Genomic DNA, 16,478 nt, shown 5'->3' with positions numbered 1-16,478 from the left:
CTGGATGTCAGAGCAGAGGGTCGATGATGGCCGACATTTCCTCAATCGACATCGCCCCTTTGTAGGTCTTTCCGTTGATGAAGAAGGTCGGCGTCGAGTCGACCTTGAACTCGTCCGCTCCGCGTTTCTGGACTGCTCTCACATCGTCCAGAAGTTTCTGGTCCGTCAAGCAGGACTCAAAGGACTCCTGTGTAAAACCGGCCAGCTTGGAGATCTGCAGCAGCGCTTCCTTGGTGTTGTTGACACCAACCCAGCTGGGCTGCTGCTTGAACAGCACGTCGACCATGGCGAAGTAGTTGTCCTTGGAGCAGCGCGCCAGCATGAAACCGGCCTCGGCGCTCGGATCGAACGGGAATTCGCGCAGGATGTAGCGGACCTTGCCGGTGTCGATATATTTGGTCTTCAACTCAGGGAATGTGGTCATGGCGAAATGCGCGCAATGCGGGCAGGTCATCGACGCATATTCGACAATGGTGACCTTGGCGTCGTCCTTGCCAAGCTGCTTGTCGGGCAACGCGCCGGGCTTCAGCAATTCCGCCATGTCGACGGTGCCCTGCGCCTCGGGCACCTGTGCCGCCGCAGGCGTGGCGGCCGGCTTGGCAGGCGTCGACGGATCAGCGGGCTTCACGTTGGCGGCTTTCGCCTCTTCGCCGGAGTCGCTGCATGCAGCAAGCAGCGCCACCGCAGGAACAGCGGCCAGCGTGGTCAGAAGGTTTCTGCGGGACAAGCTTTTGCCAAACGGGGCACGGTTCATGCGAATCACCTGATATCGGTTGAATTTTGCAATGCAAGGGCTAGAAAAGGCTAGAGTTGGCGCGAATTAAGGCATCGCGATCCCCAATCCAATCGCGAAACTTGATCATCAGCATCACGAATGCGCGAGATTGGTGACGCATTCATGACGCTTCTTACGAGCCTTTGGGCTTCCTTTCACTCATAATCGTGGCGCCGAGCCGCTCCAGCGAAGCGCGCAGGCCGTCGTCCTCGATCTTGCCGACTATATGCGAAAGCTTCGATTTCTCCGCCTCGCTCAACGGTCGCGGCGCCGGCTTCGGCCGCGCCTTTTGCGAAAGCACCGGTTTCTGCAGGATCTTGATGCGGCCGATCGCGTTGAAGCCCAGAAAAGCGTTGACGCGGTTGATGACCTCGCCGGCCTCATGCTGCAGGTGCAGCGCCGCCATGCCTTCGCAGGCGATGACCAGTGTCGCCGGCTCGAACGGGTCGTCCTCATGCAGGCGGCGCGGCCACTGGATTTTCTCGGGGCGTGAATGGTTGGCCAGGCGCGGCCCGGCAATCTCTTCCCACGACTGCACCAGCCCAATCGAGATGCCGGCGCGCTTCTTCAGCACCGGATCGAGGATCTCGGTGGCGAGATCGCTCACCGGAACGGGATTGCCGAAGGGCCTTTTCCCTGCCATGTGCGTTCTCCAGTCCGAAGCGATCAATGGCACCGCAAGATCAGACCCGCAAGACCGAACCGGAAGATGGCGTGTCGGGAGAAACCAGCAACACTGGATCCCGCCACATCGCAGCGCGGCTGCTTGCCTGGTACGATGCGCATCACCGCGACCTGCCCTGGCGCGTCACGCCGGGAGCGTTTGCGCGCGGTGCAAGGGCCGATCCCTACCGCGTCTGGCTGTCGGAGGTGATGCTGCAGCAGACAACGGTCGAGGCGGTGAAGGCTTATTTTCGCAATTTCGTCGAGAAGTGGCCGACGGTCGAGGCGCTGGCGGCGGCATCCGCCGAGGACGTGATGAAGGCCTGGGCCGGGCTCGGCTATTATTCCAGGGCGCGCAACCTCAAAGCCTGCGCGGACCTGGTGGCGCGGCAAGGCGGCCAATTTCCCGACACAGAGGCCGGCCTGCGGACATTGCCTGGTATCGGCCTCTATACCGCGGCGGCGATCGCCGCGATCGCCTTCGACCGGCCGGCTGCGGTCGTCGACGGCAATGTCGAGCGCGTCATGACCCGGCTCCATTCGATCGAAACGCCGCTCGGCGAGGCCAAGCCCGAAATCCGCACGCTGGTCGAAAAACTGGTGCCGCAGGCTCGGCCCGGCGATTTTGCCCAGGCGATGATGGACCTCGGCGCGACGATCTGCACGCCAAAGCGGCCGCGCTGCATGCTTTGCCCGGTGCGCGAGGATTGCAGCGCCCTCCTCTCGGACGATCCGGAAAGATTTCCGGTTCGCCTGCCGAAGGACAACAAGCCGCTGCGCAAGGGTGCGGCCTTCGTCGCCGAACGCGACGACGGCGCCATCCTTTTGCGCAAGCGGCCGGAGAAGGGACTGCTCGGCGGCATGACCGAGGTGCCGACGACCGGCTGGACGGCGCGGATCGACGGGGCCACGACCACCGACGCCGCGCCTTTTCCCGCCGACTGGCGTCGCGCCGGGCAAATCGGGCATGTCTTCACCCATTTCGCGCTCGAGCTGGACGTCTTCCATGCCCGCATCAAAGGCGATGCGCCGGCGGGGTATTTCTGGTCGCTGGCCCATGACATTTCCGGGGAAGCTCTGCCCACCGTCATGAAAAAGGTAATCGAGGCGGCGATACCGGGCGCGATCAAGGCGCGTCGTGCGTGACGTGATCACGCCGCAACGCGCTTTGGATCGTTTGTTTTGTGCAGGTCGTTATCCCAAGACGGCTGCGCACTTTTGGGCGGCATGCGCCAAAATGCAACGCCCGCATTGAAAGGACCGCAATGACCGAAATCCGCCACATCGTGTTCGACATCGGCCGGGTGCTGATCCACTACGATCCCAATATCCCGTTCAGCCGCCTCATTCCGGACGCCGAAGAGCGAAGGTGGTTCTTCGACAATGTCTGCACGCATGATTGGAACATCGAACAGGACCGCGGCCGACCATGGCAGGAGGCGGAAGCGCTGTTGATCGCCGAACATCCCGATCACGCGGAAAACATCCGCAATTTCCGCCGCCATTGGCATGAGATGGTGCCGCATGCCTATGAGGACAGCGTCGCCATCATGGTTGGCCTGATCGAGAGCGGCCACGATGTAACCATGCTGACCAACTTTGCCGCCGACACGCTTGCCGAAGCGCGGCAACGTTTCGACTTCCTCAACCGACCGCGCGGCGTGACGGTGTCGGCCGACATCCACCAGATCAAGCCCGACCGCGCCATCTACGACCATCACGTGGCCGCATTCGGCCTCGAGCCATCAGCCACATTGTTCATCGACGACAGCCAGAAGAATGTCGACGGCGCCAAGGCCGCCGGCTGGCAGGCGGTGCTGTTCACCGACGCCAAGACGCTTAAAGCGGACCTTGAATGGTTCGGGATTACGGCTTGATCTGAATCGCTTGCAGCGATCCGTTGAAGTCTTGATTCAAGAGCGGTTCGGCGAGTCCATGGAAGCGCCGAACCGCCTGTTCCGAATTCCAGACGGAAAGCCGCCGCGCAGTTTTCCTGTAATTGATCAGGCCCCTGCCCGCTCCATGCCGAGGCGGGCGATGCGGCGCAGTTCGTCGATCGGGGTGAGGCCACCGCTGCGCTCATAGTGCCAGAAGGTCCAGCCATTGCAGGCGTCGAGACCCTGCACTTCGGCACCGATCTTGTGGATCGAGCCGGCACTGTCGCCGATCGCCAGCGTGCCGTCGGCGCGCACCTTGGCCGCCCAGCGCTTCTTGGCGTCGTAGAGCGTGGCGCCAGGCGTCATGAGGCCGGTGTCGATCAGGCTTATGAAGGCGACGCGCGGCTCGGCGCGCTTGCCTGAAAGCACGGTCAGATCGGCGTTCTCCAGGGGTCGCACCGCCGCGATGCGCTCATTGGCGGCGTCGATATAGGCCTGCTCGCGTTCGATGCCGACGAAATGACGGCCGAGCCGCTTGGCGACCGCGCCGGTGGTGCCTGAGCCGAAGAAGGGATCGAGCACGACGTCGCCCGGCCTGGTCGAGGCCATCATGATGCGGGCAAGCAGCGCCTCCGGCTTCTGCGTCGGATGCAGCTTGTTGCCGTTCTCATCCTTCAGGCGCTCGCCGCCGGTGCAGATCGGGAACAGCCAGTCGGAGCGCATCTGCAAGTCGTCGTTAGAAGCCTTCAGCGCCTCGTAGTTGAAGGTGTAGCCCTTGGCCTTCTGGTCGCGCGAGGCCCAGATCATCGTCTCATGCGCGTTCTGGAAGCGGCGGCCACGGAAGTTCGGCATCGGGTTGGTCTTGCGCCAGACGATGTCGTTGAGGATCCAGAAGCCGAGATCCTGCATGCGGGCGCCAACGCGAAAAATATTGTGGTAGGAGCCGATGACCCAGATGGTGCCGCTGGGCTTCAGCACGCGGCGGGCCGCGAGCAGCCAGGCGCGGGTAAAGGCGTCATAGGCCTCGAAACTCTCGAACTGGTCCCAGTCGTCGTCGACGGCGTCGACCTTGGATTGGTCGGGGCGGTGCAGGTCGCCGTCGAGCTGTAGATTGTAGGGCGGGTCGGCGAAGATGACGTCGATCGACTTTTCCGGCAGCCGGTCGAGGGCGGCGACGCAATCGCCCTTCAGGATCGTGTCCAGCCATTCGGACTGCCGGGGGGCGTGGGAAAGCTCGTCGAGAAGACGCACAGCAGACATCAAAACACCCAAAGGAACGCGTTACGGTTTACTGGCTGTTATGGTTACCGATCAGCGTAAACATTCGGTGAAGGCCGGCTGCCGGGTTCACGCGGTTTGCGAAGGCCGGCCCATTGGTGTATGCCGCCCCGCTTGAGCCGCCACGCCTTCCCAGTGTTTTTTCGGATTGCCATGCCCCAGCCAGACCTTGTCATTTTCGATTGCGACGGCGTGCTCGTCGATTCCGAAATCGTCGCCGCGCGCGTCGAGTCCGAGCTGCTGACGTCGGCGGGGTTCGAAATCTCGGCCGAAGAGCTTGCCGAGACCTATGCCGGGCTGACCTTCAAGGACATTCTGATGCGGGTCGAGGAGAAGTCGCAAATCCCGTTCCAAGCCTCGCTGATCGACCGCGCCGAGGAACTGGTCGACCGCAAGCTGCGCGCAGACGTGCGCATCATCGACGGCGCCCGCGAGGCGGTCGCCGCCGTCACCGCGCCGCGCGCAGTCTGCTCCAATTCGCGCACCGATCGGGTCGAATTCATGCTGGAGAAGGTGCGCCTGCTGCCATTTTTCGCCGGCCGCATCTTTTCCGGCCTCGATATCCCCAGCAAGAAGACCAAGCCGGCGCCGGACGTGTTCCTCTACGCCGCCGAAAAGTTGGGCGCCAATCCGAAGAACACTTTCGTCATCGAGGATTCCGTACACGGCGTCCACGGCGCGAGGGCGGCCGGCATGCGCGTCATCGGCTTCACCGGCGCCGCCCACAGCTATCCGGGCCATGCCGACGCGTTGACCGAGGCCGGTGCCGAAACGGTCATCCGGCGCTGGGCGGAACTCAACAGCACGATCGCGGCGCTTTCGGAGTGGTCGGAAGACGCTTAGAGCCCAAGGACCTGGCTAAGAGCGCGTTGTCAGCGTCGACAGCTGGTCGGTGTCGTAGCGGTTTCGCAGATCGGCGAGCGCTTTAGGATCCGGCGCACCCTGCGCCGCAAGTTTGGCGAGCTCCTCGAAATAATGCTCGTGGCCAGGTGGAGAAACGGTCATCAGCACGCGCGCAGGCTTCTCGCTGACATTCGTGATGTTGTGCGGCACTCCCGGCGGGATGAACAGAAAGGTCCCCGGCGTAGCCCGGATCGTCTTCGCGCCGACATGCCATTCACACTCGCCCTCGAGCAGGTAAAAGGTTTCCTCCTGCACCCGGTGAACATGCCGCCCGGTGGCGAACTCCGGCGGTATCGTCCAGTCGAACATGCTCGTATGCCTGGTATTTTCATCGGTGACGAGGAAAGCCATTGGATGGCCGCGCAGCATGACGCCTTTCTTCTCGTCAGGCATGCGGATGACGGCATCAGCGCTCATATGATCCTCCTCTGACAGGCGCTTGTTTCCGGCAAGCGTTCGCGCAACATCGATCCGTCCATGCCGGAAAGTCGTGAATCCGTTCCCAAAAATTTGCTAAAAGACGCGAATGACAGTCAGGGGCGGCCTCTACCAGTTCGGCCCGTTCCGCCTCGAACCGGAGGTGGGCATTCTCTTTTACGGCACCGAGCCGACCATGCTTGGGCAGCGTGCCGTCGCACTGCTGCGGCTGCTGATCCAGAACGCCGGCGTACCAGTGTCCAAGGACGCGTTGATCGAGGCCGGCTGGGGCGGGCTTGCGGTTGCCGATAACAATCTGACGGTTCAGATCGCAGCCCTGCGCCGGGTGCTGGCCGAGGCGGCGAACGTCGCGAACTGGATCGAGACGTTGCCGCGCCGCGGCTATCGCTATGTCGGACCGGCCGTCGCCACGGACGTTCCCGATGCCTCGGCCGCCGCCCGCACCGCGTCGGCGCCGAGCTTGCCTGAGAAACCCTCCGTCGCGGTCCTGCCCTTCTCGAACCTAAGCGGCGATCCGCAGCAGGACTACTTTGCCGACGGGATGGTCGACGACATCATCACAGGCCTGGCACGTATCAAATGGCTGTTCGTCATCGCCCGACACTCGACCTTCGCCTACAGGGGTCGCGCCGTCGACGTAAAGCAGATCGGCCGCGAGCTTGGCGTTCGCTATGTCCTCGAAGGCAGTGTGCGCAAGGCCGGCGGTCGCGTACGTGTCACCACGCAGATGATCGACGCGTCTACCGGCGCGCATGTCTGGGCCGAGCGCTACGACCGCAGTTCCGACGACATCTTTGCGCTTCAAGACGAGATCGCGCTGGCAGCAGTGGGCGCGATTGCGCCAAGCGTGCGGAAAGCCGAGATCGAACGTGTCAGGCGCAAGCGCCCCGACAGTCTCGATGCCTACGATCTCGTGCTGCAGGCCCAGCCTGACGTGGATTCTGGGATGCCGGCGCAAGTAGCCAGGGCGCTGGCGCTTCTCGACCGCGCGATCACACTCGAACCAGCCTATGCGCTGGCGCATGGCAATGCCGCGATGTGCCACCATTGCCTGTTCCTTCGGGCCGGCCTGCAAGAGATCAACCGTGCGTCTTCGATCCGCCATGCCAGGTCGGCCCTCGTCCATGGACAAGATGATGCGCTCGCCCTGACATGGGCCGGCTTTTCCATCGGAATGGATGCGCATGATCGCGCCGCTGCGTTCGCGGCATTGGAAGCCGCCCTCGCCATCAGTCCGTCATCGGCGCTGACCTACATTCTCGGCAGCGTCATGCTCGGATGGAGCGGCGAAGCGGAGCGCGCCATAGAATGGAGCGAGCAAGGCATCCGGCTAAGCCCCTTCGATTCCTGGGCCTGGGCCGCATTTGATGCGCAAGCGATGAGCCATTTGCTGCGCGGCCGTTACGAAGAAGCCTGCCGTGCTGCCTACAAGTCCGTCCAGGCCAATCCGGCGCATAGTATCACCTATGTACAATTGGCCGCCGCGCTCGCCAAGCTTGGCAGATTGGACGAAGCCAGGGCGGCCGCCGCTCGCGTGATCGAGCTTCAGCCTGCCTTTCGCTACAGCCGCCAGTTTGCAGGCGTGAATTGCGCGCCCGCGCTCGCGGAGGCTCTTGGCAGCGCGCTGCAACGCGCCGGGTTGCTGGAATAGCCCGACGAACTGCAGGGTTCGCCGGTGATATGCGGATGTTTCCCGGGCGTGCTCAGTTCGTAGCCGGAGCGCGCTTCTTCCTCTTGCCTTTCGACTTGTCCGCCGAAGCGGCGGGCGTGTTCTCGTCATAGCCGGCATAGGCCTGGTAGTCCTTCGCGGTCGGCTCCGGCACCACGACATTGGCATCGGTGAAGACGAACTGGGTTGCGGCCGAGGGATCGGTGACCTGCACCTGGTATTGATGGAGTTGCGAATAGAGCACGTCGTTGCCATGTTGAACCGCAATGCGGATCGGCATGGTGACGGTTCCGGGCGCAAACATCGGACCTGGCACGACCTTGCCGGCAACGGCGATCTTCATCGACAATTGGCCGTTGGCATGGGTGCAATCGCGCGTCACGTCCGAAATCGAGGCCTGGTAGATGATCTTGGACGGATCGTGATCGGGATCGACGGGCTGGCCGTTGGGCCCGGTCTGGGCGGCCGCGGCCTCGGCCGTAGCTTGCGCGTCCGCCGCGGCGTCGCCCTTCTTTTTCTTGGGCTTCGCGCCCCTGGCATAGGTGTTGAAGTAGGCGGTGCCGTCGCGCAGCGTCACTTTCGGACAATAGGCCTGCAACTGGCTGGCGAGGATCTTGGGATCCTGCGGCGGAGGCGGCGCGGTAGGATCCTTCTTGCCGAAACCGAGGTTCAGGATGCCATTGTCGCTCGATTGGCAACCGGCGACGGCAAGCATAAAGCCGGCGAGCGCCAGACCCGCGACAAAACGACGGTCGACCGAATAAAACGCCATGAAACTGCACTTCCCTCTCACAAAGCCGGTGACGTATAGCAACCGCGCGGCAAAAATGCGACTGAGCCAACTGGGAAAATTAACCAATTGCCGTGGATGACGCGACCGGCAGCAATGGGCCTTTTACGATGCAATATGTGAGTACCCGCGGGGATGCGCCCGTGCTTGGATTTTCCGACGCGGTGCTGGCCGGGCTGGCGCGCGACGGCGGGCTTTACGTGCCGCGCGAATGGCCGCAGTTCTCGGCCGCCGACATCCGCGCCATGCGCGGCCTCGCCTATCCGGACCTCGCCATTCGCGTGCTGACGCCGTTCCTGGGCGGCGAGATCGCGGCGCCCGTCTTCGAGCGGCTGGCGCGCCAAGCCTACGCAACGTTCCGGCACGAGGCCGTCTGCCCGCTGGTGCAGACGGGGAAGAACACTTTCATCCTCGAGCTCTTCCACGGCCCGACGCTGGCCTTCAAGGACGTGGCGATGCAGTTGCTCGCGCGGCTGATGGACCATACGCTCGCCGAGCGCGGCCAGCGAGCCACCATCGTCGGCGCCACTTCCGGCGACACCGGCGGGGCTGCGATCGACGCTTTTGCCGGCCGCGACCGCACCGACATCTTCATCCTATTCCCGCACGGCAAGGTCTCGCCGGTGCAGCAGCGACAGATGACGACATCGAAGGGCACCAACGTCCATGCGCTGGCGATCGAAGGCAATTTCGACGATTGCCAGGGCCTGGTGAAGGACATGTTCAACGATCACGGCTTCCGCGACCGTGTGTCGCTGTCGGGCGTCAATTCGATCAACTGGGCCCGCATCATGGCCCAGATCGTCTATTATTTCTCGTCGGCGCTGTCGCTCGGCGCGCCGGACCGGCCGGTCTCCTTCACCGTGCCGACCGGCAATTTCGGCGATATTTTCGCCGGTTACGCCGCCAAACGCATGGGTTTGCCGATCGAGCGGCTGATCATCGCCACCAATGACAACGATATCCTGGCACGCACGCTTGCGAGCGGCGAATATCGCACCAAGGGCGTGTTCGCGACCACCTCGCCATCGATGGATATCCAGGTCTCGTCGAATTTCGAGCGGCTGCTGTTCGAAGCGTCCGGCCGCAACGCGGAGACGGTGAGGCGCTACATGAACGGGCTGAAGCAGTCCGGCGCCTTCACCATCGACGCCGATCAACTGGCGCGCATCCGCGCCGAATTCGACGCCGGCCGCGCGACCGTCGGCAACGTCACCTCGACCATCCGCGCGACGTACGAAGCGAGCAACTACCTGCTCGACCCGCATACGGCCGCTGCCGTGCGCGTCGCGGCCGCCCACGCTTCCGGCGCGGTTCCCATGGTGGTGCTCGGCACCGCGCATCCGGCGAAGTTCCCGGCCGCGGTGGAAGCCGCCAGCGGCATCGCTCCCGTCCTACCCGCATGGCTAGGCGGCTTGATGACAGCCGACGAAAAATACACGATACTTCCATCCGACTTGAAAATGGTGGAAGATTACGTGAACCGCCACTCGCGGGCGGCGCGCTAGGGAGTACTTGCCATATGGGTGTTGAGGTAAGCCGTCTGTCGAACGGCCTGACAGTCGCCACCGAAACCCTTCCAAGTATCGAATCGGTTGCCCTTGGTGCCTGGGTGAAGTCGGGAGCCCGCAACGAACGTGACGAAGAGCATGGCATGGCCCATCTGCTCGAGCACATGGCGTTCAAGGGCACGAAGCGCCGCAGCGCCTTCGAGATCGCCTCGGAAATCGAGAATGTCGGCGGCGAGATCAACGCCGCCACCAGCGTCGAGACGACCTCCTACTATGCCAGGGTGCTCTCCGACGACGTGCCGCTGGCGGTCGATATCCTGGCCGACATCCTCCAGGAGTCGGAGTTCGACCCCGACGAGCTCGAGCGCGAGCAGCATGTGATCCTGCAAGAGATCGGCGCCGCTCACGACACGCCCGACGACGTCGTCTTCGACCGCTTCACCGAAACAGCCTTCCGCCATCAGACCATCGGCCGCTCGATCCTGGGCACGCCGGAGACGGTCAAATCCTTCACCTCCAAACAGCTGCACAGCTTCATCGAGCGGCAATACGACGCAGAGCGGATGGTGATCGTGGCCGCGGGCGACGTCAAGCACGACAATTTCGTGCGCGAGGTCGAGAAGCAGCTCGGCGGCTTCCGCGCCAAGGCGGCGGGCAACATCCCGCAATATGCGCAATATGTCGGCGGCGACTTCCGCGAGAACCGCGACCTGATGGACGCGCAGATCGTGCTCGGCTTCGAGGGCCGCGCCTACCATGTGCGCGATTTCTATGCCTCGCAGGTGCTGTCGATGATTCTCGGCGGCGGCATGTCGTCGAGGCTGTTCCAGGAAGTGCGCGAGAAGCGCGGCCTCTGTTACTCGGTCTATGCCTTCCACTGGGGTTTTTCCGACACCGGCATCTTCGGCGTACACGCCGCGACCGGGCAGAGCGACATCGCCAAGCTGGTGCCGGTGATCATCGACGAATTGCAGAAGGCCGGCGAGAGCATCCAACAGGATGAGCTCGACCGGGCGCGGGCGCAGTACCGCGCCGGCCTCATCATGTCGGCCGAAAGCCCGGCCAGCCGCGCCTCGCAGATTGCCCGGCAGCTGCTGTTGTTCGGGCGGCCGATCGCCAAGGAGGAATTGATGGAGCGGCTTTCGGCGCTGACTATCGAGCGGCTGACCGACCTTTCCTCGCGGCTGTTCTCGACCAAGCCGACGCTTACCGCGGTCGGCCCCGTGGGCACGCTTGCACCCTACGAGGCGATCCTCGAATCGCTTGCGGGCCCGCAGACCACTGCCCGCCGGCTCGCCGTCTGACCCTAAGCAGGTTCCGCAAAAGTGTCCCACGGTTTTGCGATCCGAACCTGCGAGAAACCAGGGAATCTAGGCAGATATTCGTGGGGCATCCCACGAATATCTGGTTAGAACAAGCGCCGTGTTCGCGCTCCCTTTCTTTCGCCGCGACCTGCCGGCGCTGAAAGGTGACAAGGTCACGCTGCGCGTGCCCTTGACCAACGACTACCGCGAATGGTCGGCGGTGCGCGGCGAAAGCCGCGCCTTCCTGGAGCCCTGGGAGCCGCGCTGGCAGCCGGACGAGCTCGACCGCACAGCCTGGCGTCTGCGCATCAGCCGCTACCGCGAGGATTACGCGCAAGGCACGGCCATCGCCTTCTTCATCTTCGAAAAATCGAGCGGCAAGCTTGCCGGCGGCATCACGCTCGGCAACATCCGCCACGGCGTCGCGCAGAGCGGGCATCTCGGCTACTGGATCGGCGAACGCTTCGGCGGCCGCGGCCTGATGACCGAGGCGGTCAAGCTGGTGTCGCGCTTTGCCTTCGATACGCTGCGGTTGCACCGGATCGAAGCTGCCTGTATTCCCGAAAACGCCCGGTCGATCCGCGTGCTTGAAAAAGCCGGATTCCGGCGCGAAGGACTGCTGCGATCCTATCTCAGGATCAATGGCATCTGGCAGGATCACTACCTCTACGCCCGGATCGCGGACGATCCGCCGGGCGATGGAACGAAGGGCTGACTGTGACGAATTTTCCGCGAATCGCGTCGCTATTCGCCCTCATCATGACGATCATCGTCACGTTTTTCGCGGCCATGCCGGCTTTTGCGGTCGAGCCGATCAAGATCGCGCGCGACGACAAGGCGCTCAACCTTTCGGAAGCCGTCGAGATCTACCGGAACCAGGGCGAGAATTTCCAGGTCTCGACCGCGCCTGGGCCCGACGGCATCGTGCGGCGCATCGAGGTGGAAGCCAATGACGCGCGCTCGAGCGGCGACTGGGCCGTCTTCGCGCTCGCCAACACCACCGACCAGCAGCTCGACCGGCTGATCGTCGCGCCGCATTTCCGCCTGGTGAATTCCGGCATCTTCTGGCCCGACCTAGGCTCGACGCGCATCGCTGCGATCACGCCGAGCGAGGGCTTCGCGCTCGACCGTCAGACAAGCCCCGACGCCGACGTGTTCCGCGTCACGCTCAATCCCGGAACGGTGGTGACCTTCATCGCCGAGCTCGCCTCGCCAAAGCTGCCGCAGGTCTATCTTTGGGAGCCGGATTCCTACAAGGACTCGGTCAACTCCTACACGCTGTTTCGCGGCATCGTCATCGGCATTTCCGGGCTTCTGGCGCTGTTCCTGACGATCCTGTTCGTGGTCAAGGGAACCTCGATGTTTCCGGCGACCGCGGCGCTTGCCTGGGCGGTGCTGGCCTATATCTGCGTCGACTTCGGCTTCCTCAACAAGATCATCGCGATATCGCCGGGCAACGAGCAGATATGGCGGGCCGGCACGGAGGTAGCGCTTGCCGGAACCTTCGTGGTTTTCCTGTTTGCCTATCTCAACCTCAACCGGTGGCATGGCCATTTCAGCTATGGCGCCCTGGTCTGGATCCTCGGACTGCTGTTGATCGCGGGCGTGGCCATCGTCGATCCGGCGGTCGCCGCCGGTATTGCCCGCATCTCGTTTGCCGCCACCGCGCTCACCGGCCTCGGCCTCATCATCTTCCTCGGCATCCGCGGTTATGACCGCGCGATCATGCTGGTGCCGAGCTGGGTGATGGTGCTGTTGTGGCTATGCGGGTCATGGATGGCGATCACCGGCATGCTCGACAACGACATCGCGCAGCCGGCGCTGGGCGGCGGGCTGATCCTGATCATCCTGCTGATCGGTTTCACGGTCATGCAGCATGCCTTTGCCGGCGGCGCGCTGCACCAGGGCCTGTTCTCCGACCTCGAACGGCAGGCGCTCGCCGTCGCCGGCTCGGGCGACATCGTCTGGGACTGGGACGTGCTGCGCGACCGCGTGGTGACCAAGCCGGACATCAGCCTGCAGCTCGGCCTTGCGCCGAACAGCCTTGGCGGCGCGGCCCGCAACTGGCTGCCGGTGCTGCATAGCGACGATCGCGATACGTTCCGCACCACGCTCGACGTGGTGCTGGAGCATCGCCGCGGCAAAGTGGCGCAGAACTTCCGCCTGCGCGGCGCCGACGGCCATTACCACTGGTTCTCGCTGCGCGCCCGCCCGGTGATCGGCTCCGATGGCGAGGTGATCCGCTGCGTCGGCACCATGGTCGACGTCACCGAGCAGAAGAAATCCGAGGAAAGGCTGCTGCACGATGCGGTGCACGACAACCTGACCGGCCTGCCGAACCGCGAATTGTTCATGAACCGGCTGGAGGCGATCATCTCGATCGCCCGCACCGAGGACAATGTGCGCCCGACGGTCTTCATCATCGACATCGACCGCTTCAAGCAGGTCAATGACGGGCTCGGCATTTCCGCCGGCGACACAATTCTGCTCACCGTCGCGCGCCGGCTGCACCGGCTGCTCAAGCCGAAGGATTCGCTCTCGCGCTTTGCCGGCGACCAGTTCGCGCTGATGCTGCTTTCGGAGCAGGACCCCGCCCGCATCGCCGCTATGGCCGACGCCATCAAGCACGCGATCAACAATCCGATCACCTTCGCCAAGCGCGAGATCGTGCTGACCGCCTCGATAGGCCTGATCACCTGGACGACGGCGCAGACCTCGGCCGAGGACATGGTCAAGGACGCCGAGCTTGCGATGCACCAGGCCAAGCGCTTCGGCGGCGACAGGATCGAGCCGTTCCGGCCCGCCTTCCGCACCGTCGGTACCGACCGGCTGCAATTCGAATCCGACCTTCGCCGCGCCATCGAGCGGCGCGAATTCTCGCTTGCCTACCAGCCGATCGTGCGGCTGGAGGACGGCAGCGTCGCCGGTTTCGAGGCGCTGCTTCGGTGGGACCATCCGCGGCGCGGCATGATTCCGCCGGGAGACTTCATTCCGGTGGCCGAGAATTGCGGGCTGATCGTGCAGCTCGGCCTGTTCGCCATGCAGCAGGCGGCAGAGGACCTGGCGAGTTGGCAGAAGCAGATCGGCGACGCGCCGCTGTCGGTCTCGGTCAATCTGTCGAGCCGCCAGCTCATCCGCCGCGATCTGGTCAGCGACGTCCGCTCCGTTATCGCGCGCGCCAATCTGAAGCCGCGCTGCTTCCGGCTCGAGCTCACCGAATCCCTCGTCATGGACAATCCCGAGCAGACCGCGCATGTGCTGACCAAGCTGAAGCAGCTCGGCATCGGGCTATCGCTCGACGATTTCGGCACCGGCTATTCCTCGCTGTCCTATCTGACGCGCTTCCCCTTCGACACGATCAAGATCGACAAGAGCTTCGTCGACGACGCAACGCCGAAGCGCGCCGTGCTGCTCAAATCCATGGTCAACATGGCGCATGAGCTGGGGCTGTCCGTCGTCGCGGAAGGCATCTCGGACGAGAGCGACGCGCTGGAACTGCGCCAGATGGGCTGTGAATATGTGCAGAGCTTCATGTTCGGCGCGCCGATGCCGGGCGACCAGGTGCTGAAGACGCTGAAGGAGCAGTATCCGCTCACGCAGGCTTAATTGGCAGCTGTGTCCGAGCCTCTCAACCTCGTCATCCCAGGGCGAAGCAGGAGCGCAGCTCCCTGTTTGCGACCGGCCAACGCCACGGAATCAGAGCCTTGTGGCGGCCGCCTAAGCGTGCCCCGCAGCCGCGCTCAAATGGGCGAGGTCGATGCCGATCGAGGCCAGGATGCGATCGTATTTGCGCTCGATATCGGTGTCGAAGAGAAGCTCTGGCGTCGCCGGGCAGGTGAGCCAGCCGTTCTCGGCAATCTCGTTTTCGAGCTGGCCGGCGCCCCAGCCGGAATAGCCGAGCGCCATCAGCGCATGGCGCGGGCCGCGGCCGGTGGAGATGGCGCGCAATATGTCGACCGTAGCGGTCAGGCAGATATCATCGGAAACGCTGAGCGAAGATTCCACGCGATAGTCGCCGGAATGCAGGACGAAGCCGCGGCTGCGGTCGACCGGCCCGCCATTGCGCACGACGAAATCGCGCGTATGCGCCGGCAGGCGGATCGCTTCCTGTTCGTTCATGATGCCGAGTTGGACTAGCAAGTCCGGAAACAGCATCTGCTGCGTCTGGTTGATGATGAGGCCCATGGCGCCCTCGTCGCTGTGGGCGCAGATATAGATGACGGAGCGCGCGAAGCGGTCGTCCTTCATGCCAGGCATGGCAATCAGGAACTGGTCGTCGAGGAAACCGCGTCCGGCGGACGCCTTCTTGTGGCGCAGCAAGTCCATGGGGTAAGCGTAACGCGTTTCGGCAGCGCCGAAAAGATGGCGCCAGTCCCCGATGTAACGCAAATTTGATACCTCGAGCATCATGAAGTCATTGCGCGGCCAAGAACGGACGATCAAATCACCGCCATGCGATACGTGAAGATACTGGTTCTCGGCGTCGTTTTCGGGTGGGCTACGGGCTTGCCGGCCGAGGCGTCCTCCTCGATCTGGTACAAATCGGAAGGCGGCAAGGTTCGGCTGGTGACCACCGGCAAGCCCGACGAGGCCGGCAAGATTCACGGCGTGCTCGACATCATGTTGAAGCCTGGCTGGAAGACCTATTGGCGCGATCCGGGCGATACCGGTGTGCCGCCGCAACTCAACATATCGGGCAGCACCAATGTCGCCGACGCCAAGCTGTCCTTCCCGCCGCCGCAACGGCATGACGACGGCTACGGCAAATGGGCAGGCTACGATCGCCCGGTGTCGCTGCCGGTGACCTTCACCCTCTCGGCGCCCGACCAGCCGGCGACCATCGATGCCAACGTCTCCCTCGGCATTTGCGAGACGATCTGCATTCCGGTGCAGACCAGGCTCAGCGTCGATCCCGGTTCCGATCCCGACAACGCGACCGACGCGGCGCTGGTGAAAACCGCGCTTGCGACGCTGCCCTCCCCGGCCCGGTCCGATTTCGGTGTCAGCGTGGTGTCCGGCGATCACAAGACCCTTGTCGTCCAGGCGCAGTCGCCCGCCGATCCGGCGTCGGTCGACTTCTTCATCGACTGCGGGCGCGATTACATCTTCGGCGCGCCGGTGCGCAGCGAGAAGGATGGCAAGCTGCTCTTCACCGTGCCGATCCTCGACAGGCCGTCGGCGACGCCGACCGACGGCGGCCTCTACTACACGCTGACCAGCGCCGAGGGTTCGGTCGACGGGCTGCTGCCTTTCCCTTGATCCAGCTTTGG

General features: G+C 63.7%; 15 protein-coding genes. 9 read left to right on the top strand and 6 right to left on the bottom strand.

From position 1 onward, the window contains the following. Window positions 1-7: 7 nt before the first annotated feature. Together F3H96_RS17800 and F3H96_RS17795 are read right to left on the bottom strand one after the other, a co-directional pair. Complete coding sequence (locus tag F3H96_RS17800) at window positions 8-754, bottom strand: DsbA family protein (protein ID WP_149803031.1); 747 nt, start codon at window positions 752-754, stop codon at window positions 8-10. A 154-nt stretch (window positions 755-908) separates the two neighbouring features. Beyond that, window positions 909-1,418 carry a DUF721 domain-containing protein gene (locus tag F3H96_RS17795; RefSeq protein ID WP_149803030.1) on the bottom strand — a complete coding sequence of 170 codons (510 nt, stop codon included), beginning with the start codon at window positions 1,416-1,418 and terminating at the stop codon, window positions 909-911. A gap of 26 nt (window positions 1,419-1,444) precedes the next feature. Between F3H96_RS17795 and mutY the strand changes: the two genes are divergently transcribed. Together mutY and F3H96_RS17785 are read left to right on the top strand one after the other, a co-directional pair. Next, window positions 1,445-2,584, top strand: coding sequence for an A/G-specific adenine glycosylase (gene mutY / locus F3H96_RS17790; RefSeq protein WP_149803029.1), 1,140 nt, complete (start codon window positions 1,445-1,447; stop codon window positions 2,582-2,584). Between the two features lie 119 nt (window positions 2,585-2,703). Beyond that, the gene (locus F3H96_RS17785; RefSeq protein ID WP_149803028.1) at window positions 2,704-3,315 is read left to right on the top strand and encodes an HAD family phosphatase; all 612 of its coding nucleotides are present in this window, start codon (window positions 2,704-2,706) and stop codon (window positions 3,313-3,315) included. A 126-nt stretch (window positions 3,316-3,441) separates the two neighbouring features. Here F3H96_RS17785 and F3H96_RS17780 read toward each other — a convergent pair whose 3' ends face one another. Then, complete coding sequence (locus F3H96_RS17780; protein ID WP_149803027.1) at window positions 3,442-4,575, bottom strand: site-specific DNA-methyltransferase; 1,134 nt, start codon at window positions 4,573-4,575, stop codon at window positions 3,442-3,444. A gap of 171 nt (window positions 4,576-4,746) precedes the next feature. On the opposite strand from F3H96_RS17780, the gene F3H96_RS17775 reads away from it, so the two are divergent. Next, window positions 4,747-5,436, top strand: coding sequence for an HAD family phosphatase (locus F3H96_RS17775; RefSeq protein ID WP_149803026.1), 690 nt, complete (start codon window positions 4,747-4,749; stop codon window positions 5,434-5,436). Between the two features lie 15 nt (window positions 5,437-5,451). Here the strand turns inward: F3H96_RS17775 and F3H96_RS17770 are convergent, their stop codons facing one another. After that, on the bottom strand, window positions 5,452-5,913 hold the full coding sequence (locus tag F3H96_RS17770) for a cupin domain-containing protein (protein WP_149803025.1): 462 nt from the start codon (window positions 5,911-5,913) through the stop codon (window positions 5,452-5,454). Window positions 5,914-6,022: 109 nt separating this feature from the next. Here F3H96_RS17770 and F3H96_RS17765 point away from each other — a divergent pair, with 109 nt between their 5' ends. Next, window positions 6,023-7,585, top strand: a complete 1,563-nt coding sequence (locus F3H96_RS17765; RefSeq protein WP_149803024.1) for a winged helix-turn-helix domain-containing protein — start codon at window positions 6,023-6,025, stop codon at window positions 7,583-7,585. Window positions 7,586-7,637: 52 nt separating this feature from the next. Here F3H96_RS17765 and F3H96_RS17760 read toward each other — a convergent pair whose 3' ends face one another. Continuing rightward, complete coding sequence (locus F3H96_RS17760) at window positions 7,638-8,375, bottom strand: hypothetical protein (RefSeq protein ID WP_149803023.1); 738 nt, start codon at window positions 8,373-8,375, stop codon at window positions 7,638-7,640. 128 nt (window positions 8,376-8,503) lie between these two features. Here F3H96_RS17760 and thrC point away from each other — a divergent pair, with 128 nt between their 5' ends. The 4 genes from thrC to F3H96_RS17740 all read left to right on the top strand — a co-directional run bounded on the left by thrC (window position 8,504) and on the right by F3H96_RS17740 (window position 14,814). After that, on the top strand, window positions 8,504-9,901 hold the full coding sequence (gene thrC / locus F3H96_RS17755; RefSeq protein WP_149803022.1) for a threonine synthase: 1,398 nt from the start codon (window positions 8,504-8,506) through the stop codon (window positions 9,899-9,901). Window positions 9,902-9,915: 14 nt separating this feature from the next. After that, window positions 9,916-11,208 carry a pitrilysin family protein gene (locus F3H96_RS17750; RefSeq protein WP_149803021.1) on the top strand — a complete coding sequence of 431 codons (1,293 nt, stop codon included), beginning with the start codon at window positions 9,916-9,918 and terminating at the stop codon, window positions 11,206-11,208. A 118-nt stretch (window positions 11,209-11,326) separates the two neighbouring features. Continuing rightward, the gene (locus F3H96_RS17745; protein WP_149803020.1) at window positions 11,327-11,923 is read left to right on the top strand and encodes a GNAT family protein; all 597 of its coding nucleotides are present in this window, start codon (window positions 11,327-11,329) and stop codon (window positions 11,921-11,923) included. Between the two features lie 2 nt (window positions 11,924-11,925). Then, on the top strand, window positions 11,926-14,814 hold the full coding sequence (locus F3H96_RS17740) for an EAL domain-containing protein (protein ID WP_188131440.1): 2,889 nt from the start codon (window positions 11,926-11,928) through the stop codon (window positions 14,812-14,814). A gap of 111 nt (window positions 14,815-14,925) precedes the next feature. Here the strand turns inward: F3H96_RS17740 and F3H96_RS17735 are convergent, their stop codons facing one another. Next, a complete protein-coding gene (locus F3H96_RS17735; protein ID WP_149803018.1) occupies window positions 14,926-15,534 on the bottom strand; it encodes a YqgE/AlgH family protein in 609 nt (202 codons plus the stop codon). Between the two features lie 126 nt (window positions 15,535-15,660). Here F3H96_RS17735 and F3H96_RS17730 point away from each other — a divergent pair, with 126 nt between their 5' ends. Then, entirely contained in the window at window positions 15,661-16,467 is an 807-nt protein-coding gene (locus F3H96_RS17730) for a protein-disulfide reductase DsbD domain-containing protein (RefSeq protein ID WP_149803017.1), read from the top strand. The last annotated feature ends 11 nt before the right edge of the window (window positions 16,468-16,478 follow it).

Source organism: Mesorhizobium sp. NFR06 (assembly GCF_900115245.1).
In the GTDB taxonomy this organism is placed as follows: domain Bacteria; phylum Pseudomonadota; class Alphaproteobacteria; order Rhizobiales; family Rhizobiaceae; genus Mesorhizobium.
This window is presented reverse-complemented; position numbering and strand designations above follow the sequence as displayed.